Source organism: Streptococcus sp. 2018WUSS126, from assembly GCF_044427425.1.
GTDB lineage: Bacteria > Bacillota > Bacilli > Lactobacillales > Streptococcaceae > Streptococcus > Streptococcus hashimotonensis.
The window spans coordinates 1-16,756 of the sequence record NZ_JAOTGB010000007.1; the positions used below are offsets into that span (position 1 = coordinate 1).

10 protein-coding genes and 1 pseudogene are annotated in these 16,756 nt (G+C 40.9%); 7 read left to right on the plus strand and 4 right to left on the minus strand.

Features of this window, described 5'->3' with window-relative positions:
* Positions 1-136, minus strand: a pseudogene (locus ODU34_RS03630) (IS4 family transposase); the annotation flags it as partial.
* 158 nt (positions 137-294) lie between these two features.
* On the opposite strand from ODU34_RS03630, the gene ODU34_RS03635 reads away from it, so the two are divergent.
* The 5 genes from ODU34_RS03635 (at position 295) to ODU34_RS03655 (ending at position 8,531) form a co-directional block, all read left to right on the plus strand.
* Positions 295-996, plus strand: a complete 702-nt coding sequence (locus ODU34_RS03635) for an ABC transporter ATP-binding protein (protein WP_012027323.1) — start codon at positions 295-297, stop codon at positions 994-996.
* 11 nt (positions 997-1,007) lie between these two features.
* A complete protein-coding gene (locus tag ODU34_RS03640) occupies positions 1,008-4,373 on the plus strand; it encodes an FtsX-like permease family protein (RefSeq protein WP_398578293.1) in 3,366 nt (1,121 codons plus the stop codon).
* Between the two features lie 99 nt (positions 4,374-4,472).
* On the plus strand, positions 4,473-7,109 hold the full coding sequence (polA, locus tag ODU34_RS03645) for a DNA polymerase I (RefSeq protein ID WP_136646825.1): 2,637 nt from the start codon (positions 4,473-4,475) through the stop codon (positions 7,107-7,109).
* Positions 7,096-7,878: a glucose-6-phosphate isomerase gene (locus tag ODU34_RS03650; protein WP_398578324.1), complete on the plus strand. Its 783-nt coding sequence runs from the start codon at positions 7,096-7,098 to the stop codon at positions 7,876-7,878. The genes polA and ODU34_RS03650 overlap by 14 nt, the downstream gene beginning before the upstream one ends.
* A 224-nt stretch (positions 7,879-8,102) precedes the next feature.
* Complete coding sequence (locus tag ODU34_RS03655; RefSeq protein WP_136646827.1) at positions 8,103-8,531, plus strand: CoA-binding protein; 429 nt, start codon at positions 8,103-8,105, stop codon at positions 8,529-8,531.
* Between the two features lie 304 nt (positions 8,532-8,835).
* Here the strand turns inward: ODU34_RS03655 and ODU34_RS03660 are convergent, their stop codons facing one another.
* Positions 8,836-9,678, minus strand: coding sequence for a DUF975 family protein (locus ODU34_RS03660; RefSeq protein ID WP_136646828.1), 843 nt, complete (start codon positions 9,676-9,678; stop codon positions 8,836-8,838).
* 532 nt (positions 9,679-10,210) lie between these two features.
* Here ODU34_RS03660 and tgt point away from each other — a divergent pair.
* Positions 10,211-11,353: a tRNA guanosine(34) transglycosylase Tgt gene (gene tgt, locus ODU34_RS03665; protein WP_044763490.1), complete on the plus strand. Its 1,143-nt coding sequence runs from the start codon at positions 10,211-10,213 to the stop codon at positions 11,351-11,353.
* A gap of 442 nt (positions 11,354-11,795) precedes the next feature.
* On the opposite strand, the gene ODU34_RS03670 is transcribed toward tgt, so the two are convergent.
* Positions 11,796-12,881 (minus strand): Xaa-Pro peptidase family protein, encoded by a 1,086-nt coding sequence (locus tag ODU34_RS03670; RefSeq protein WP_105179000.1) that lies wholly within the window; start codon positions 12,879-12,881, stop codon positions 11,796-11,798.
* Positions 12,882-13,090: 209 nt separating this feature from the next.
* Here ODU34_RS03670 and ccpA point away from each other — a divergent pair, with 209 nt between their 5' ends.
* Positions 13,091-14,095: a catabolite control protein A gene (ccpA, locus tag ODU34_RS03675; protein WP_105179001.1), complete on the plus strand. Its 1,005-nt coding sequence runs from the start codon at positions 13,091-13,093 to the stop codon at positions 14,093-14,095.
* A gap of 433 nt (positions 14,096-14,528) precedes the next feature.
* Here ccpA and ODU34_RS03680 read toward each other — a convergent pair whose 3' ends face one another.
* Positions 14,529-16,448 carry a Spy0128 family protein gene (locus ODU34_RS03680; protein ID WP_105179002.1) on the minus strand — a complete coding sequence of 640 codons (1,920 nt, stop codon included), beginning with the start codon at positions 16,446-16,448 and terminating at the stop codon, positions 14,529-14,531.
* Between the last annotated feature and the right edge of the window lie 308 nt (positions 16,449-16,756).

Consider the following 16,756-nt stretch of genomic DNA (forward strand, 5'->3'; position numbering starts at 1 on the left):
TAGCTTGAATCATGGTTTTCATCGTTAGCTGACTTTTCCGACTAAAATCTTTTTCAGGATGAAGCACAAACTGGTTTGCGGTGGAAACGATGTCGTTAATACTATCAAGTAAATGAGCTTTAATCTGGTCTAGCATGATTTTTCCCCTTTTATTTCTGGTGTAACATAAAAAACTAACCTACCACAAAACGTGATAGGTTAGCTAACTTAATGACATTGGGTGAGAATCCCTCTTTTGTGCTATAATAAGTAGTAAGAATACAGTTGTTAGGAAGAGAAGAAGCGAGGTGTGTCATGTCCTACATCCAAGTAAAGAATTCGTCAAAATACTACCAAATGGGGGATGCGACCATTGTGGCAAATGACGGTGTGTCCTTTGAGATTGAGCAGGGTGAGCTAGTCATCATTCTTGGTTCGTCTGGTGCTGGCAAATCCACTCTGCTCAATATTTTAGGTGGCATGGATAGCAATGATGAGGGGGAGGTTTGGATTGACGGTGTGGATATTGCCAAGCTTTCAAGTCATGAACTGACCAATTATCGTAGAGATGATGTAGGTTTTGTCTTTCAATTTTATAATCTGGTTGCCAATCTGACCGCCAAGGAAAATGTGGAACTGGCAGCAGAAATCGTCAAGGATGCCTTGGATGCCGAGGAGGTCTTGGAACAGGTCGGACTCGGTCACCGTATCAATAATTTCCCCGCTCAGCTTTCAGGCGGCGAACAACAACGTGTGGCCATTGCCCGTGCCGTTGCAAAAAAGCCTAAAATTCTCCTCTGTGATGAACCGACAGGTGCCCTGGATTATCAAACAGGTAAGCAGGTCTTGCAAATCCTACAAGATATGTCCCGCAAGCAGGGGGCGACGGTGATTATCGTTACCCACAATAGTTCCCTAGCCCCTATTGCAGATAGAGTGATTCGAATGCGGGATGCACGTGTACACTCCGTTGAGTTACACGCAGAACCACAGGATATTGCAAGCCTAGAATATTAGTGGGTGAAACTATGAAAAAGAAAATCTACTGGAAGGATATGAGACAATCTCTGCTTTCTTCCAAGGGTCGTTTTTTGTCCATATTTAGCCTGATGATGCTAGGAGCTCTAGCTTTGACAGGTCTGAAAGTCACAGCTCCCAATATGGAAAAGACGGCCCAAGCCTATATCGCTGACCATAGGACAATGGATTTGGCAGTCGTTTCTGGTCTGGGTATCAGTCAGGCTGACATGGATGAATTGGCATCCATTAAGGGTGCGACAGTAGAGGCTGGCTATTTTAAAGATGTGGTTACTAATGAAGGCCAGACTGCAATTCGGCTGTTTTCAGCTCCCAAGACCCTATCGACCTATAAGCTAGTAGAAGGGGAAATGCCCAGTCAAAAGGGGCAAATAGCCCTATCAACTTCTTTAAAAAATCGTTATAAATTGGATGATACTGTTCAAGTGACGGAGTCTGATAAGGATGGAAAAATCTTGACACAGACAAGTTTTACTCTTGTGGGCTTTGTCGCATCAGCAGAAATTTGGGACAATGAAACCATGGGCATGGCTGCAAGTGGTGATGGGCAGTTAGGTGGCTACGGCCTTGTTAGTCAGGATACCTTCAAATCAGAAGTTTACACTATTGCCCGTATTCGCTATGATGATTTGGTTGATTTACCATATTACAGTCAGGCCTATCAAGACAGGTTGGACCAGCACCAAGAAGACTTAGAAAAGTTATTGGCTAACAATGATGAACAACGATTGGCAGCTATTCAGTCAGATGGACAGACAGATATTTCAAAAGGGGAAGAGGAAATTGCTCAGGCTCAATCCCAGCTTGAACAGGCAGAGTCAGAACTGGAAACAGGGGAGGAGCAATTAGCGACGGGTCGTAGAGAGTTTGCGCGTGGTAGGGCTAAGGTTGTCCAAACGGAAGCTGAATTACGAGCTGCCCAAGCCCAACTATTAAAAAATAAGTTTGAATTGGAAGAAAGTAAAAAGGAATTGGATGGGCGTAAGGCTCAATTAGAACAGACTGCTTCGTTTCTAGACGGCTATCAGATGGAATTAGAAACGTCAGCCCAGCAGTTAGAAGAGGCCAAGCAAGAATTGGATTCCCAAAATGCCCAACTGAGTCAGACCGCATCTCAGATTTCCACAGGGCGAGCTAGTTGGTTTCAAGCTCAGCAAGAGTTAGACCTTGAAATTGCCAATCACTTGCAAGACGGCCAAACCCTCTCAGACTATCCTGACTTGTTGGCTAGACAGGAAGGTTTGGATGTTGAGAAAAGTCGATTAGACCAAATGGAATCTGTCCATGAGCAGGCCAACCAAGCCTATTTACAAGGTTATGATTACTATCAAACCAAACAAAATGAATACAATAGCAATCTAGCCCAGTACCAAACTTGGAATCAAGAATATCAGGCAGGTTTGGCCCGTTATCAAGCAGGTTTGAGTCAGTATGAACAAGGCATTGCAGCCTACAATAAAGGAGTAGAAGACTATGAATGGGGACTGAGTCAGTTAGAGTCTTCAAATCAACTGCTCCGTCAGGAAGAACTCCGTTTGGAGGAGGCTGATAAAGAGTTAAGTCAAGCTCAATCCCAATTTTCTGAAAAGAAAGCTTCGGCCGATCAAGAAATTAGCCAAGCTCAAACCGAGATTGCTCAGGCCAAATCCGACTTAAGTAAGCTGGAAAAAGCGCCTTATCAGGTCTATACTCGAACAAGCCTACCAGGGGGGGATGGCTATACTACCTATAGCAATGCGACTAGGTCTATTGCGGCAGTGGGCAATGTCTTCCCAGTTGTTCTCTACCTTGTCGCAGCTCTAGTGACCTTTACCACCATGGCCCGTTTTGTCGACGAAGAGCGAACCCAGTCAGGTCTCTTCAAGGCCCTTGGCTATACGAATAGACAGATTATGGCTAAGTTCATTCTCTATGGTTTGGCGGCAGGTCTGGCAGGAACAATAGTCGGCATAATAGCAGGTAATCTCCTCTTGTCTCCACTTATTTCCAACATTATTACGCAGACAACCGTGATTGGACCAGCTAAACTTCATTTTTATCCCCTTTGGACAGGTTTAGCCTTGCTCCTGTCTCTGGCTTCCTCGGTCCTGCCAGCTTACTTGGTGGCTCGTCGGGAACTGACAGAAAAACCTGCTCAGCTACTTTTACCTAAGCCACCGGTTACAGGCTCCAGCATTTGGCTTGAAAAATGGCCGGCTATCTGGTCTCGTCTAAGCTTTACCCATAAGGTGACAGCCCGCAATATCTTCCGCTACAAGCTTCGTATGCTTATGACCATCTTTGGAGTAGCAGGGACCGTCGCCCTTCTTTTTGGAGGACTGGGTATCCGTTCCTCTATTTCAGGAGTTGTCCAACGACAGTTTGGGGAGCTGATCCATTATGATATGTTGGTGGTGGAAAATAGCAGAGCTACTGAGGAAGAGTTGGATAAGTTAACACATTTTCTTCAGTCAGATCAGGTTCGCCAATCCTTGCCAGTGGCTTTTGAACAGTTCAATCAAACGGTGGAAGAAAACGGTCAGAGAAAGAATCTATTGATTAGTCTCTACATTTCAGATCGTCGGGATTTTGGAAATCAAGTCAGTCTGGAAAGTTCGACAGGTCACCCAATTAAACTGAGTGATAGGGGGATTGTTCTCACAGAAAAATTGGCGCAAATCTACGGAGTTTCAGTTGGTGATAAATTATCACTGACCTTGGAAGATAAGGAAGTTTCAGTCAGGGTAGAGGCTGTGGCTGATATGTACGCAGGGCATTTTATCTATATGACAGATAGCTACTACGAACAAGTGACTGGCAAGCAGAAGACTGCCAATGCCTATCTGGTTCAGTTGAAAGACAGTCAGTTGGGGCATATTCAGACTCTTGCAAGTCAACTCCTAGCGATGCCAGCAGTTAGAAGTTTGGTTCAAAATACTTCTCTTATAGACATGCTTACCACGATTGCAGGCTCGCTTCAGACCATCATGACCATTCTAGTCATTCTATCCATCTTGCTTGGCTTGGTCATTCTTTACAACCTTACAATTATTAATATGTCTGAACGGATTCGTGAATTATCCACCATCAAGGTACTGGGCTTCCACAATAAAGAGGTGACCATGTACATCTATCGTGAAACCATTGCCCTTTCGCTGATTGGTATGTTGGTTGGACTGGTTGGCGGTATTTATCTCCACAAGCTCCTTCTTGCCATGATTGGTTCGGACAGTATCCGATTCAATCCATCTGTCGGACTAGAAGTCTATCTCATTCCTATCTTAGCCATTAGTGGAATTTTGGCTGCTCTTGGTTGGTACATCAATCATCATCTGAGAAAGGTGGATATGTTAGAAGCACTAAAATCTGTTGAGTAATGTTTATCACACGGAAAATCCTAGTCACTGACTGGGATTTTCTATTATTCCAGCCCTCCCTAGTCTACTAAAACATACGTTTCATGCTATAATAGAGACATGAAAAAAAATAAATTATTATTAATCGATGGCTCTTCGGTAGCCTTCCGTGCTTTCTTTGCACTTTATAATCAAATTGATCGTTTTAAGAGTCCGACAGGTCTTCACACCAATGCTATCTACGGCTTCAATCTCATGCTGGACCACATGATGAAGCGGATTGAGCCGACCCACATTCTTGTGGCTTTTGATGCTGGAAAGACCACTTTCCGTACGGAGATGTATGCAGACTATAAGGCCGGTCGTGCCAAGACTCCAGACGAATTCCGTGAGCAGTTTCCTTTTATCCGTCAGATGTTGGATGCCATGGGAGTCAAGCATTACGAACTGGATCGGTATGAGGCAGATGACATTATCGGTACCTTGGACAAAATGGCAGAGCGGACAGACATTCCTTTCGATGTGACAATTGTCAGCGGTGATAAGGATTTGATCCAGCTGACTGATGAGAATACCGTAGTCGAAATTTCCAAGAAAGGCGTAGCCGAATTCGAAGAATTTACCCCAGCCTACCTCATGGAAAAAATGGGGATTACCCCTACTCAGTTTATTGACCTCAAGGCTTTGATGGGAGATAAGTCCGATAACATCCCTGGCGTGACCAAAATCGGTGAAAAAACAGGCCTCAAACTCCTGATTGAACACGGCTCACTAGACGGCATTTACGAAAACATCGACAGCATGAAGGCTTCTAAGATGAAAGAAAACCTGATTGCTGATAAGGAGAAGGCCTTCCTATCTCGTACACTTGCTACCATTGATACTCAGGCACCAATCGAAATTGGTCTGGATGACATTGTTTATCAAGGTCCTAAGGTGGATGAACTGGGACAATTTTATGATGACATGGGCTTCAAGCAATTAAGGGCTCAGTTAGGTACGACCAGCTCGCAAGAGGAAGTGGTACTCGATTTCCAAATCGTAACGGAAATCAGCCCCGCTATGCTCAAACAAGACCAGTTTTTCTATTTTGAAATCTTGGGTGAAAATTATCACCGAGAGGATTTGGTTGGTTTAGCTTGGGGGGATAAGGAGAAAATCTATGTCGGAGGGCCTGAGCTACTTGATAGTCCAGTCTTGCGTGACTTTTTAGAAAACCAAACCATAAAAATATATGACTTTAAGCGTGGAAAAATTCTTCTAGACCGAAAAGAGATTACGCTATCTCCAGCTACTTTCGATAGCCGTCTAGCCAAATATTTACTTTCCACCGTTGAGGACAACTCCCTAACAACCATTGCCAACCTCTATGGTCAGACCAGTCTTGTTCCAGATGAGGCAGTTTATGGCAAGGGGGCTAAGTTAGACTTACCAGAACGCGAGGTCTTTTTCCCACACTTGGCACGTAAGGTTCAGGTTTTGATTGAGACAGAAGAGCCGATGTTGACCAAATTAGAAGAAAATCAGCAATTAGATCTTTTGTTTGATATGGAGTTGCCACTGGCAAATGTTTTAGCTAAGATGGAGATTGCTGGTATTAAGGTGGAAGCTGAGACTCTCAAAGCTATGCAATCTGAAAACGAAGTTTTGATTGACCAGTTGACCAAGGAAATCTATGAACTAGCTGGTCAGGAATTTAATATCAATTCGCCTAAGCAGCTTGGGACCATTCTCTTTGAAGATATGGGCCTACCGTTGGAATATACCAAGAAGACCAAGACAGGCTATTCAACAGCAGTGGATGTCTTAGAACGCTTAGCGCCAATTGCACCAGTTGTTTCAAAAATCTTGGAATACCGTCAGATTACCAAGCTTCAATCAACTTATGTAGTCGGCTTGCAGGATGCCATTTTAGAAGATGGTAAGATTCATACCCGCTATGTACAGGATTTGACACAAACAGGTCGCCTATCTTCGACGGACCCTAACTTGCAAAATATTCCTGTTCGTCTAGAACAAGGGCGCTTGATTCGTAAGGCATTTGTGCCATCGCTTGAAAATAGTGTCCTTTTAGCATCGGACTATTCACAGATTGAATTGCGCGTCTTGGCTCATATTTCTCAGGACCAGCATTTGATTGAGGCCTTCCAGCAAGGTGCAGATATTCACACTTCGACAGCTATGCGGGTCTTCGGTATCGAAAAAGCTGAGGATGTGACACCAAATGACCGTCGGAATGCCAAGGCTGTAAACTTCGGTGTCGTCTATGGTATTTCAGATTTCGGTCTATCCAATAACTTGGGGATTACACGTAAGGAAGCTAAAGACTATATCGATACCTATTTTGAACGCTTCCCAGGAATTAAGAATTACATGGAAACCATTGTTCGTGAGGCACGTGATAAGGGTTATGTAGAGACGATTTACAAACGCCGTCGTGAATTACCAGATATAAACTCTCGCAATTTCAATGTCCGTAATTTTGCGGAACGAACAGCCATCAACTCACCAATTCAAGGTTCGGCTGCAGATATTCTCAAAGTAGCCATGATTAATCTTGACAAGGCTTTGACTGAAGCAGGTCTTGCGACACGTATGTTATTGCAAGTACACGATGAGATTGTTTTGGAAGTCCCAGTGGCAGAGCTAGAAACGGTAAAAGCCATGGTAAAAGAGACCATGGAATCGGCAATTAGTCTGTCTGTGCCATTGATTGTGGATGAAAATGAAGGTTCAACATGGTATGAAGCAAAGTAAGAAAGGAAAAAGTATGAAAAAATTAATTCTTTGTATTGGTCTATGTAGTCTTCTGCTCGCAGGTTGCGGAAAAGCATCGCAGAAGACTGAGAAAACACCAGCTTCTTCAGGGGAAGAGTTTTCAACCACCTTACCGATTTTGCAAGAAAAACAGGATACTACGAACGAACAGTTCAATGTTTTAGCAAATGCAGAGGTTGTAGCTGTTAATAGTACACCACCTATCGACGAAACACAAAAAGGCCACAAGATTTATGCGGCCAATAATGGTGTTGCTGAAAAAGATGAAAATGGGAATATCAAGGAATATTTCCGTTATTATGATGTGCCATCTACTTGGACAATTAATGCAGAAAATACTCAGGATGAGACAGTCGCTGCAGTCTATGATGTTAAAGAAGGTTCCAGCAATTACATGGTCCAACTCTATAATATCAATGCTTTTAATCAGTCTCCATTGGAAGACGGTCGCAATATGACGCCGGAGGAATTAGAAGCACGGATGGTTGAAACAAATCATTCTTTCAGTGAAAAGACGGTTGTCACAATCAATGGTCAGGAATGGCAGGTTGGGCGACAGTTATTAACAGATCAAAAATTAGCTCGTCTGACTTTTTATCGGATGGAATCGACAGCTACTTATGATGACTCCGTGGTTGTGGGTTCAATCTATTATTCCTTAGATCCAGGAACCGATAAAGATCGGACCAACCTTAAAAAGGTTATCGGCCAAGTTAAGGATGTTGTGTACCAAATTGCTAAAAAATAATCAGGATAAACAAGCTAAGTTAGTATAGTCTTTTAGTACTAGGCAACGAGCCGCAGGCATAACTGGAGTTAGGCAAGGCGAGTTAACGAAGTAATAAAAGAAATACTAAATGACGATAACTAGTTAGATTATTCTAGATGAACTGACAAGATTGTGTTATAGCAGACTTTATTCATTAAGCTTTTATTGATTCTAACATTTAATATACATTAAAGGAGGTCTCTATGTCTTATTCCTTCCAAAATCCTAGTCAGGACATTATCTTTGACTATTTGAAAAATGCTAAGACTATTGCGGTGGTCGGTTTGTCTAGTCGAGAAGAGACAGCAGCCTACCGCGTTTCCAAGCTCATGCAGGAAGTGGGTTATAAAATTATTCCGGTTAATCCCAAGGCTGCTGGTGGGACTATTTTAGGCGAGTTGGTCTATAGTAGTCTAGCAGAGATTGACCAACCTATTGATATTGTAGATATTTTCCGCAGAAGTGAATTTTTACCAGAGGTAGCACAGGAATTTATCCAGTCGAATGCCAAAGTTTTCTGGGCTCAACTTGGATTAGAAAGTCAAGAAGCAGAAAAACTGTTGCGTCAGGCAGGTTGTAACGATATTGTCATGAATAAATGTATCAAGATTGAATATCTTGAAATGAAATAACAATACTAGTAAGTCGGGTTATATTTATCCGACTTTTTTCACCGAAAAAGCAGCTCAATGAACCATTGAACTGCTGGATGACTCTAAGTGAGGAGCGCTTAGAATTGGAACAAATTACTACACATGGCGTAAAAATAGAAAGGAAGAAATCTGCTCCAATACCAAGCAGGCTAAATAGTCCTTTGTCGCTCCTCAGTCATAGTATAACACAATCCAACTGTTTGCACCAATTACTGATATATTTTTTTCTTAAATATCGACACAAAAACTTATATAAAAATAAGAGCAAATATCGCTCTTATTTTTATACGTAACTCATTTTCTTAGCCTGATCATCTAAAATTTCTTCATGGAAGTGCATTTGTGCAGCATAGTGATACGGCCATACATATAAACCTGCCAATCCAAATGTAATAATGACAAGAAGGAACCAACCAATGAAAGATAAATCAAGTGTAAAGCGTTTGAATTTGTAACCTTTCATCAACTTTCGGCTAGACCGAATGATTGAAAAGGCGCCTGTATATTCCTCGCGTTCCAATTGTTCAAACAAGATATATTCTACCTGTGAGTAAGCATAGATTTGTGGAATATAAAGAGCCAACCCTAAAAGCATAAGTAGGATACCTCCCATGGCCATTAATCCCAGTATGGCAAGAATTTCCATAGGGAGTGCATTAGGGTCCAAGGTTTGACTGGATGCAGCTATAATCGTAATCATCGTTCCAGCACCGATAAGTAGACCAATACCAAGGTAAAACAGTAGTCCCCAAAGGAAGAGCAAGAAACTTTTTAAAATGTAAGTTCGAAAGATTTTCCAGAAATCTTTATGATTGAAAATGCTCAAGGAATCTTTGAATGATGTGGTAGTTTTGCCCCCTTTGATGATATTGAAGATAGTCCATATGACTGATAATGACAACATTCCTAGTAGCAATCCGTAAAATATTGGAAACAAGGAGGTAGAAATAAAGTAGCTAGGACTAGCAAGTTCCTCAGCTGATATTCCAGCAAGGCTATTACGGGAGAAAGAAATTAACTGAACGATAACAGAAATGGTGACGGGGATGACGGCCACTTGATAGATACCAGGTGTCTCGTTTAGCGTTTGGCGAGCCCGCTCACGTATATTAAAAATTGTAAACATCTACATAACCTCCTTATCTTAACATTGTAACATAATTCTAGATGACAAGCTAGGCTTTTTTTGATAGACTGGAAGGTGCTGTGGTATAATCGTTTAGTTTGCTTTTATGAAGTACGGCAGAGCGAGTTCAAATACTCTAGTGGAGTGTTTGAAGTTGGAAATAGGGAGTGGGAAAGAACTAGACTGGTCAAAAAAAGTTCGTCAACAAGTCCTAGTTTTAAGTTGTTGAGCTGAAACAGTCTAACCCCAGATTGTTTCAGCCAATCAATCACTGCGCTGAGATGTTGACACGACCCCTAAGAAGCGAGGTTGGTCTTGAGCCCAACCTTTCGCTCGTCGAAGTAATCAAAGATAAACTAATGACTATAATTTGTCAGTTTGTTGTGATGCGCCTATCTATTTACTGTTAAATAAGTAGAACACAAGGTAAATATCGCTGAAATAAGCGAGAACATTTAAGACACTCTGATGGATTAGACCATGCAAGATTAAATTCCTAGGACTGTTTTTCCTAGCGGGAGGTAAATAAAAGATGACAGATGTTCCAATCAAGTATCGCTTGATTAAGAAAGAAAAGCACACAGGTGCACGTTTGGGTGAAATTATTACCCCACACGGGACCTTTCCGACCCCCATGTTTATGCCAGTTGGGACTCAGGCAACGGTAAAGACCATGTCGCCTGAAGAATTGAAAGAGATGGGTTCAGGAATTATCTTATCGAATACCTATCATTTGTGGCTTCGTCCAGGTGACGAATTGGTGGCGCGTGCAGGTGGTTTGCACAAATTTATGAACTGGGATCAACCGATTCTGACTGACTCAGGTGGTTTCCAGGTTTATTCTTTGGCGGATAGTCGCAATATCTCAGAAGAAGGTGTGACCTTCAAAAACCATCTCAATGGTAGTAAGATGTTCCTGTCACCTGAAAAAGCTATCTCTATTCAGAACAATCTTGGCTCTGACATTATGATGAGCTTTGATGAGTGTCCGCAGTTCTACCAGCCTTATGACTATGTAAAAAAATCCATCGAAAGAACAAGTCGCTGGGCAGAACGTGGTCTCAAGGCTCACCGCCGTCCGCATGACCAAGGCTTATTTGGTATTGTACAGGGTGCTGGTTTTGAAGATCTTCGTCGCCAATCAGCTCATGATTTGGTTAGCATGGATTTTCCAGGTTACTCTATTGGAGGATTGGCTGTTGGTGAAACACACGCTGAAATGAATGCTGTCCTGGACTTCACGACTCCTCTTTTACCAGAGAATAAACCACGCTATCTCATGGGTGTTGGAGCACCAGATAGCTTGATTGATGGCGTAATTCGTGGGGTTGATATGTTTGACTGTGTATTACCAACACGTATTGCGCGTAATGGAACCTGTATGACCAGTCGTGGACGTCTTGTAGTGAAAAATGCTCAGTTCGCTGAGGACTTTACACCGTTAGATCCAGAGTGCGATTGCTACACATGTAAAAACTATACACGTGCGTATCTCCGCCATTTACTTAAGGCCGACGAGACATTTGGTATTCGTTTGACCAGTTATCACAACCTCTACTTCTTGATTAATTTGATGAAAAATGTCCGTCAAGCAATCATGGATGACAACCTTTTGGAATTCCGTCAAGACTTTATGGAAAAATACGGTTACGGTAAAAACGGACGTAATTTTTAAGATAAAACAGCCTTCTTTGTGGACTTAGCCTTGTTATCATACTCAATGAAAATCAAAATCAGACTAGCTCCAAAGGTTTGGGGAACCTTTGGAGGTTGGAGATAGAGCGAACGTAGTTCGTTTCTACTTACGCAGATAGAACCCTGTTACTATTTTGTTTCAAGGTAACAGGCTGAAAGGCTCCACTAGAGCCTTTCACTCATCAAATCAAGTCAACAACGTCTGATTTTGATTTTCGAAGAGTATCAGTTACATCTTCTCAAGATTTGGTTAGACACAAATACAAATAAATAGAGCATACGATTATGAAACTCCTCGGTAACATGATCGTATGCTTTTATTTTAATACTTGGCTTCACAGCACTTCTATTTAATGTTCTTTGAAGATCAAAATGAACAGTTGTCAACGAGCTTTGATGAGTGAAAAAACGATTGGTCCCCATTACCCTTCAAAATACAAAAGTTCTTTTGGTGTTTTTGTAAAGACTTCAAAGCCATTTTTGGTAACGTAACCACAATCCTCGATACGAACACCAACTTTTCCAGGGATGTAAATACCAGGCTCGACAGAGAAACACATACCTTCTTCGATGACCAAATCATTGCCTTCCATAATTGATGGGAATTCATGGACATTCATTCCCAAACCGTGACCGAGTCGGTGGTTGAAGTACTCGCCATAACCTGCTTTTTCAATCACAGAGCGAGCGGCATAGTCAATCTCACCAGCAGTCACACCAGGCTTAATCATATTGACAGCCGCCATGTGAGCCTCCAGAGTCAAGTTGTAAATATCTTTTTTAAACTGATCAGGTTTACCGACAGCGACAGTCCGTGTCATATCAGAGGTATAGCCCAAAGCTTCCACGCCTAGGTCGAACAATAGCAGAGCGTTATTCTCGATTTTGTTTGTTGAGGGAATACCGTGTGGATTTGCGGCATTGTCGCCTGTTAAGACCATGGTCTCAAAGCTCATTTTTGAGATGCCTTGTTTCTTCATTTCAAATTCAATCTGAGCAATAATATCCGTTTCGGTTACGTTGAGTGAGATATTGTTAAACCCAACCTGCATAGCCTTATCCGCAAACTCTCCAGCAACCAGCATTTTTTCAATTTCATCACGAGATTTGATCAATTTCATAGTATTAATCAGAGGTGTAATGTCTGAAAATGGTTGACTAAAGATAGACTGAAGACCATGGTAGCGGGTTAAATTCAAATTATCAAATTCTGCACCGATTGCTGAGAAAGATTTTTGTGGCAATTTGCTCTTGATAATCTGCCATGGATTTTCTGAGTCCATATAGCCGGCTACAGGAAAGTCAACAGTCGCAACCGCACGTTCTACATCCAAGGCAGGGAGAAAGAGTAGTGAGTCGTGGTCAGGCATAACAAAGAGCATCATGTGGCGCTCATGAGGATCGCTATGATAGCCAGTCAGATAATAGATGCTAACTGGATCAGAGAAGATGGCCAAGTCCATTTTGTTGGCTTCTAAGTAGGATTTAACATGATGTAATTTTGACATAGTGGAGACCTTTCTAGCATATAGTGGTAAAAAAAGTGAAAGTTTCGTTTATTATATAGACTATTGTTCCAAAAAATGAAAAAAATTGCAAGTATTATCAAAAAAATGGTGTTTTTCTCTTGAAAGTGGTTTCAAAAAGTGATACACTATACTTGAGTGAAAGCGTAATTTTCATAGAACTAGAACTATTGAAAGGGAGTACATAACGTATGTTAAACACTGACGATACGGTAACGATTTATGACGTTGCCCGCGAAGCAGGTGTATCCATGGCGACAGTATCGCGCGTGGTAAATGGGAATAAAAACGTAAAGGAAAATACTCGTAAAAAAGTATTAGAAGTCATCGACCGTTTGGATTATCGTCCAAATGCTGTTGCACGTGGATTGGCCAGCAAGAAGACTACCACTGTGGGGGTTGTGATTCCAAACATTGCTAATGCTTATTTTGCAACCTTGGCCAAAGGTATCGATGATATTGCCGATATGTACAAATACAATATCGTCCTAGCAAACAGTGATGAAAATGATGAGAAAGAAATCAATGTAGTAAATACCCTATTCTCAAAACAGGTGGACGGAATCATTTTCATGGGCTATCATTTGACAGACAAGATTCGTGCGGAGTTTTCACGCTCACGTACACCGATTGTTTTAGCTGGTACCGTGGATTTGGAGCACCAATTACCTAGTGTCAATATTGACTATGCTGTCGCTAGTGTTGATGCAGTCAATCTGTTAGCTAAGAACAACAAGAAAATTGCCTTTGTATCAGGGCCGCTTGTAGATGACATCAATGGTAAAGTTCGTTTTGCAGGCTACAAACAAGGCTTGAAGGACAACGGAATCGAGTTTAACGAAGGATTGGTTTTTGAATCCAAGTATAAATACGAGGAAGGCTACGCTCTAGCAGAACGTATTTTGAATGCCGGAGCAACTGCAGCTTATGTTGCGGAAGATGAGATTGCTGCTGGTCTATTGAATGGTGTTAGTGATATGGGCATCAAGGTTCCAGAAGACTTTGAAATCATTACAAGTGATGATTCCCTAGTGACCAAGTTTACCCGTCCAAACCTGACCTCTATCAATCAGCCGCTATATGATATTGGTGCAATTGCTATGCGCATGCTCACCAAAATCATGCACAAGGAAGAGTTGGAAAACCGTGAGGTAGTTCTTAACCACGGAATCAAAGTACGGAAATCAACTAAGTGATAAATATGGGAGTAGCCGGATAAGATATCTTATTACTCCACACCCTCACTCTATCAAACATTATAATCATTTAGTTTATCTTTTATTACTTCGACGAGCGAGGAAACATTTCCAACCTAGAACAGCCTTTAGGCTGTTCTAGCAACCTGTAGCTATTGAGGCAAACTTGCTTCGACTTATCTCCAGCCTTCAAAGGTTCCCCGAACCTTTGAAGCGAGTACTAAAAGCAAACGAAATGGCTATACTAACCGAAAACTAAAAGATTATAAAAAATAAATATAAAGCCCTCGCTAGATGTATAAGCTTAGCGGGGGCTTTGTGGTTGATTTTAAGTCTGTCACACTCTGTAAGTTGTGCGAGGTGTTGATACGAATCTAGAGAAGCAGTACTGGGCTTGTTCTCATCCTTTAGAACTGTATCAGTTAGGTGATTATTATAATTTACGTTTACGTGTAAACAACGCAATTGCAAGCCCGATAATACCACTTGTCAATAACCATAAACTTCCTTTCTCACCAGTTACTGGTAAGATTTGCTTAGCAGTTTCGGTTTTAAATGTTGAAGTCTCCTGCTTATCTGTTTTTTCAGTTGTTGGTTTAGTGTTTGAATTTTCTTCGACTGTACCATTTTGGTTGTTCCCATTAACAGGCATCTGTTTTTCAGAGATTACAACCTTATCGTTCTCTTTATTAGCTATTTGCTTTTCAGGTGTTACGGCATTTTCGTTCATAACACTCGGCATTTGTTTTTCAGAGGTTTCAATATTATCCTTCTCTTTATTAGCCATTTGTTCTTGAGGTGTTACGACCATGTCGTTCACAATGCTTGGCATCTGTTTTTCAGAGATTGCAACCTTATCGTTCTCTTTATTAGCCATTTGTTCTTGAGGTGTTACGACCATGTCGTTCACAATGCTTGGCATCTGTTTTTCAGAGGTTTCAATATTATCCTTCTCTTTATTAGTCATTTGCTTTTCAGGTGTTACGGCATTTTCATTCTCAACAGTCGGCATCTGTTTTTCAGAGATTACAACCTTATCCTTCTCTTTATTAGCCATTTGTTCTTGAGGTGTTACGGCATTTTCATTCTCAACAGTTGGCATCTGTTTTTCAGAGATTACAACCTTATCCTTCTCTTTATTAGTCATTTGCTTTTCAGGTGTTACGGCATTTTCGTTCACAACACTCGGCATTTGTTTTTCAGAGCTTACAACCTTATCGTTCTCTTTATTAGTCATTTGCTTTCCAGGTGTTACGGCATTTTCATTCTCAACAGTCGGCATCTGTTTTTCAGAGGTTTCAATATTATCGTTCTCTTTATTAGTCATTTGCTTTTCAGGTGTTACGGCATTTTCGTTCATAACACTCGGCATCTGTTTTTCAGAGATTACAATATTATCGTTCTCTTTATTAGTCATTTGCTCTTTAGGGGGTTCGATATTTCCCTTCTCTTTATCAGTCATTGCTTCCTTAGAGACTTCATTATCAGTAATAATGCTATCCGTGGTTGGCGCTATTAACTTCCCAGGATTCAAAATATTCTCGAAGATTTGATCGCTATTTTCATAAGTCACTGTTGAGACTAGTTGTCCGTGATTGTTATCTTTCACAGTGATAGTGGCCTTAATGTCTGATTTGTCATAGATAATATCGCCAAGTCCACCATCAACTTCTGAAACAGTGTAGGTATAGGTTCCCTCTTTTGTAAATGTTAGGGCACTAAAGTTTACAGAACCATCTGCTTGATTACTTACCTTTTCGATTTCATCGCCTTTTTCATTTTTTAAAACAAATTCGAATTCACCGGTGTTTAAGGTACGTCCCTCGAGGACTTTTTTAATCGAAAGACTAGCAGCAGCTGGAGCAGGTGTATAGAAATTGTTAAAGACATTGTCATCAGCAATAAATTCAATCATTGCCTGTAATTGTCCGTTGTTTCGATCTTCTACAGTTATTTTTGCTACAATATATTTCGAATCATACTCAACACCACTAAGCTCATTTTTTACTTCTGAAATTGTATACCAATATTCGCCGGGCTTATCGAATGATAGATTTTTAAATCTAACTTGGCCCTCTTTTGTATTTTGAGTTGTATCAATAAGTTTCTCACTATCCACTTCTCTAAGCTCAAATTTAAATTCATTTTCTAGAAGTTCACGACCAAATAGTCGTACTACTGCTGGTATTTTGACATTAACCGCCTTTGAAGTAGCCTGTCCCCCATCAGGTTGTTTTGCGCTGATGATGGTATTTTTTACTTCTTGTGCCGATACATTATTCACTAGAGCAACAGTCCCAAATAATACTATTCCTGGTATTAGGAGCGATGTTCTCCATTTCTTAGTATTCATTATCCTTTTTTCCTTTCTCAAAGCATGATTTATGTAGCTAATCTGTGTCGTTATAACATGCAAATTTTACATCTAAAGTCCTCAATAAATTTTGAACGCTTAGTGCCAGAATGTGCACCATTCGTAAATTATAACATCTTCTAAAAAACATTCAAGCTGTCCTTCTGCTTTTAAAATCTGTTTTATATGTTTTTTATGTAATCATATATTTGGGATTATATTCTTTAGTATTGGCTTTAATTGATACAAAATTCGTGTAGAATACAGTTTAAAATATGAAAAAATGTAAAAAAGGGCTATAATGGTAT

Coding starts and splice junctions, on each gene's coding strand:
- ODU34_RS03635 (WP_012027323.1), top strand. CDS start 295: ATGTCCTACATCCAAGTAAAGAATTCGTCAAAATACTACCAAATGGGG.
- ODU34_RS03640 (WP_398578293.1), top strand. CDS start 1,008: ATGAAAAAGAAAATCTACTGGAAGGATATGAGACAATCTCTGCTTTCT.
- polA (WP_136646825.1), top strand. CDS start 4,473: ATGAAAAAAAATAAATTATTATTAATCGATGGCTCTTCGGTAGCCTTC.
- ODU34_RS03650 (WP_398578324.1), top strand. CDS start 7,096: ATGAAGCAAAGTAAGAAAGGAAAAAGTATGAAAAAATTAATTCTTTGT.
- ODU34_RS03655 (WP_136646827.1), top strand. CDS start 8,103: ATGTCTTATTCCTTCCAAAATCCTAGTCAGGACATTATCTTTGACTAT.
- ODU34_RS03660 (WP_136646828.1), bottom strand. CDS start 9,678: ATGTTTACAATTTTTAATATACGTGAGCGGGCTCGCCAAACGCTAAAC.
- tgt (WP_044763490.1), top strand. CDS start 10,211: ATGACAGATGTTCCAATCAAGTATCGCTTGATTAAGAAAGAAAAGCAC.
- ODU34_RS03670 (WP_105179000.1), bottom strand. CDS start 12,881: ATGTCAAAATTACATCATGTTAAATCCTACTTAGAAGCCAACAAAATG.
- ccpA (WP_105179001.1), top strand. CDS start 13,091: ATGTTAAACACTGACGATACGGTAACGATTTATGACGTTGCCCGCGAA.
- ODU34_RS03680 (WP_105179002.1), bottom strand. CDS start 16,448: ATGAATACTAAGAAATGGAGAACATCGCTCCTAATACCAGGAATAGTA.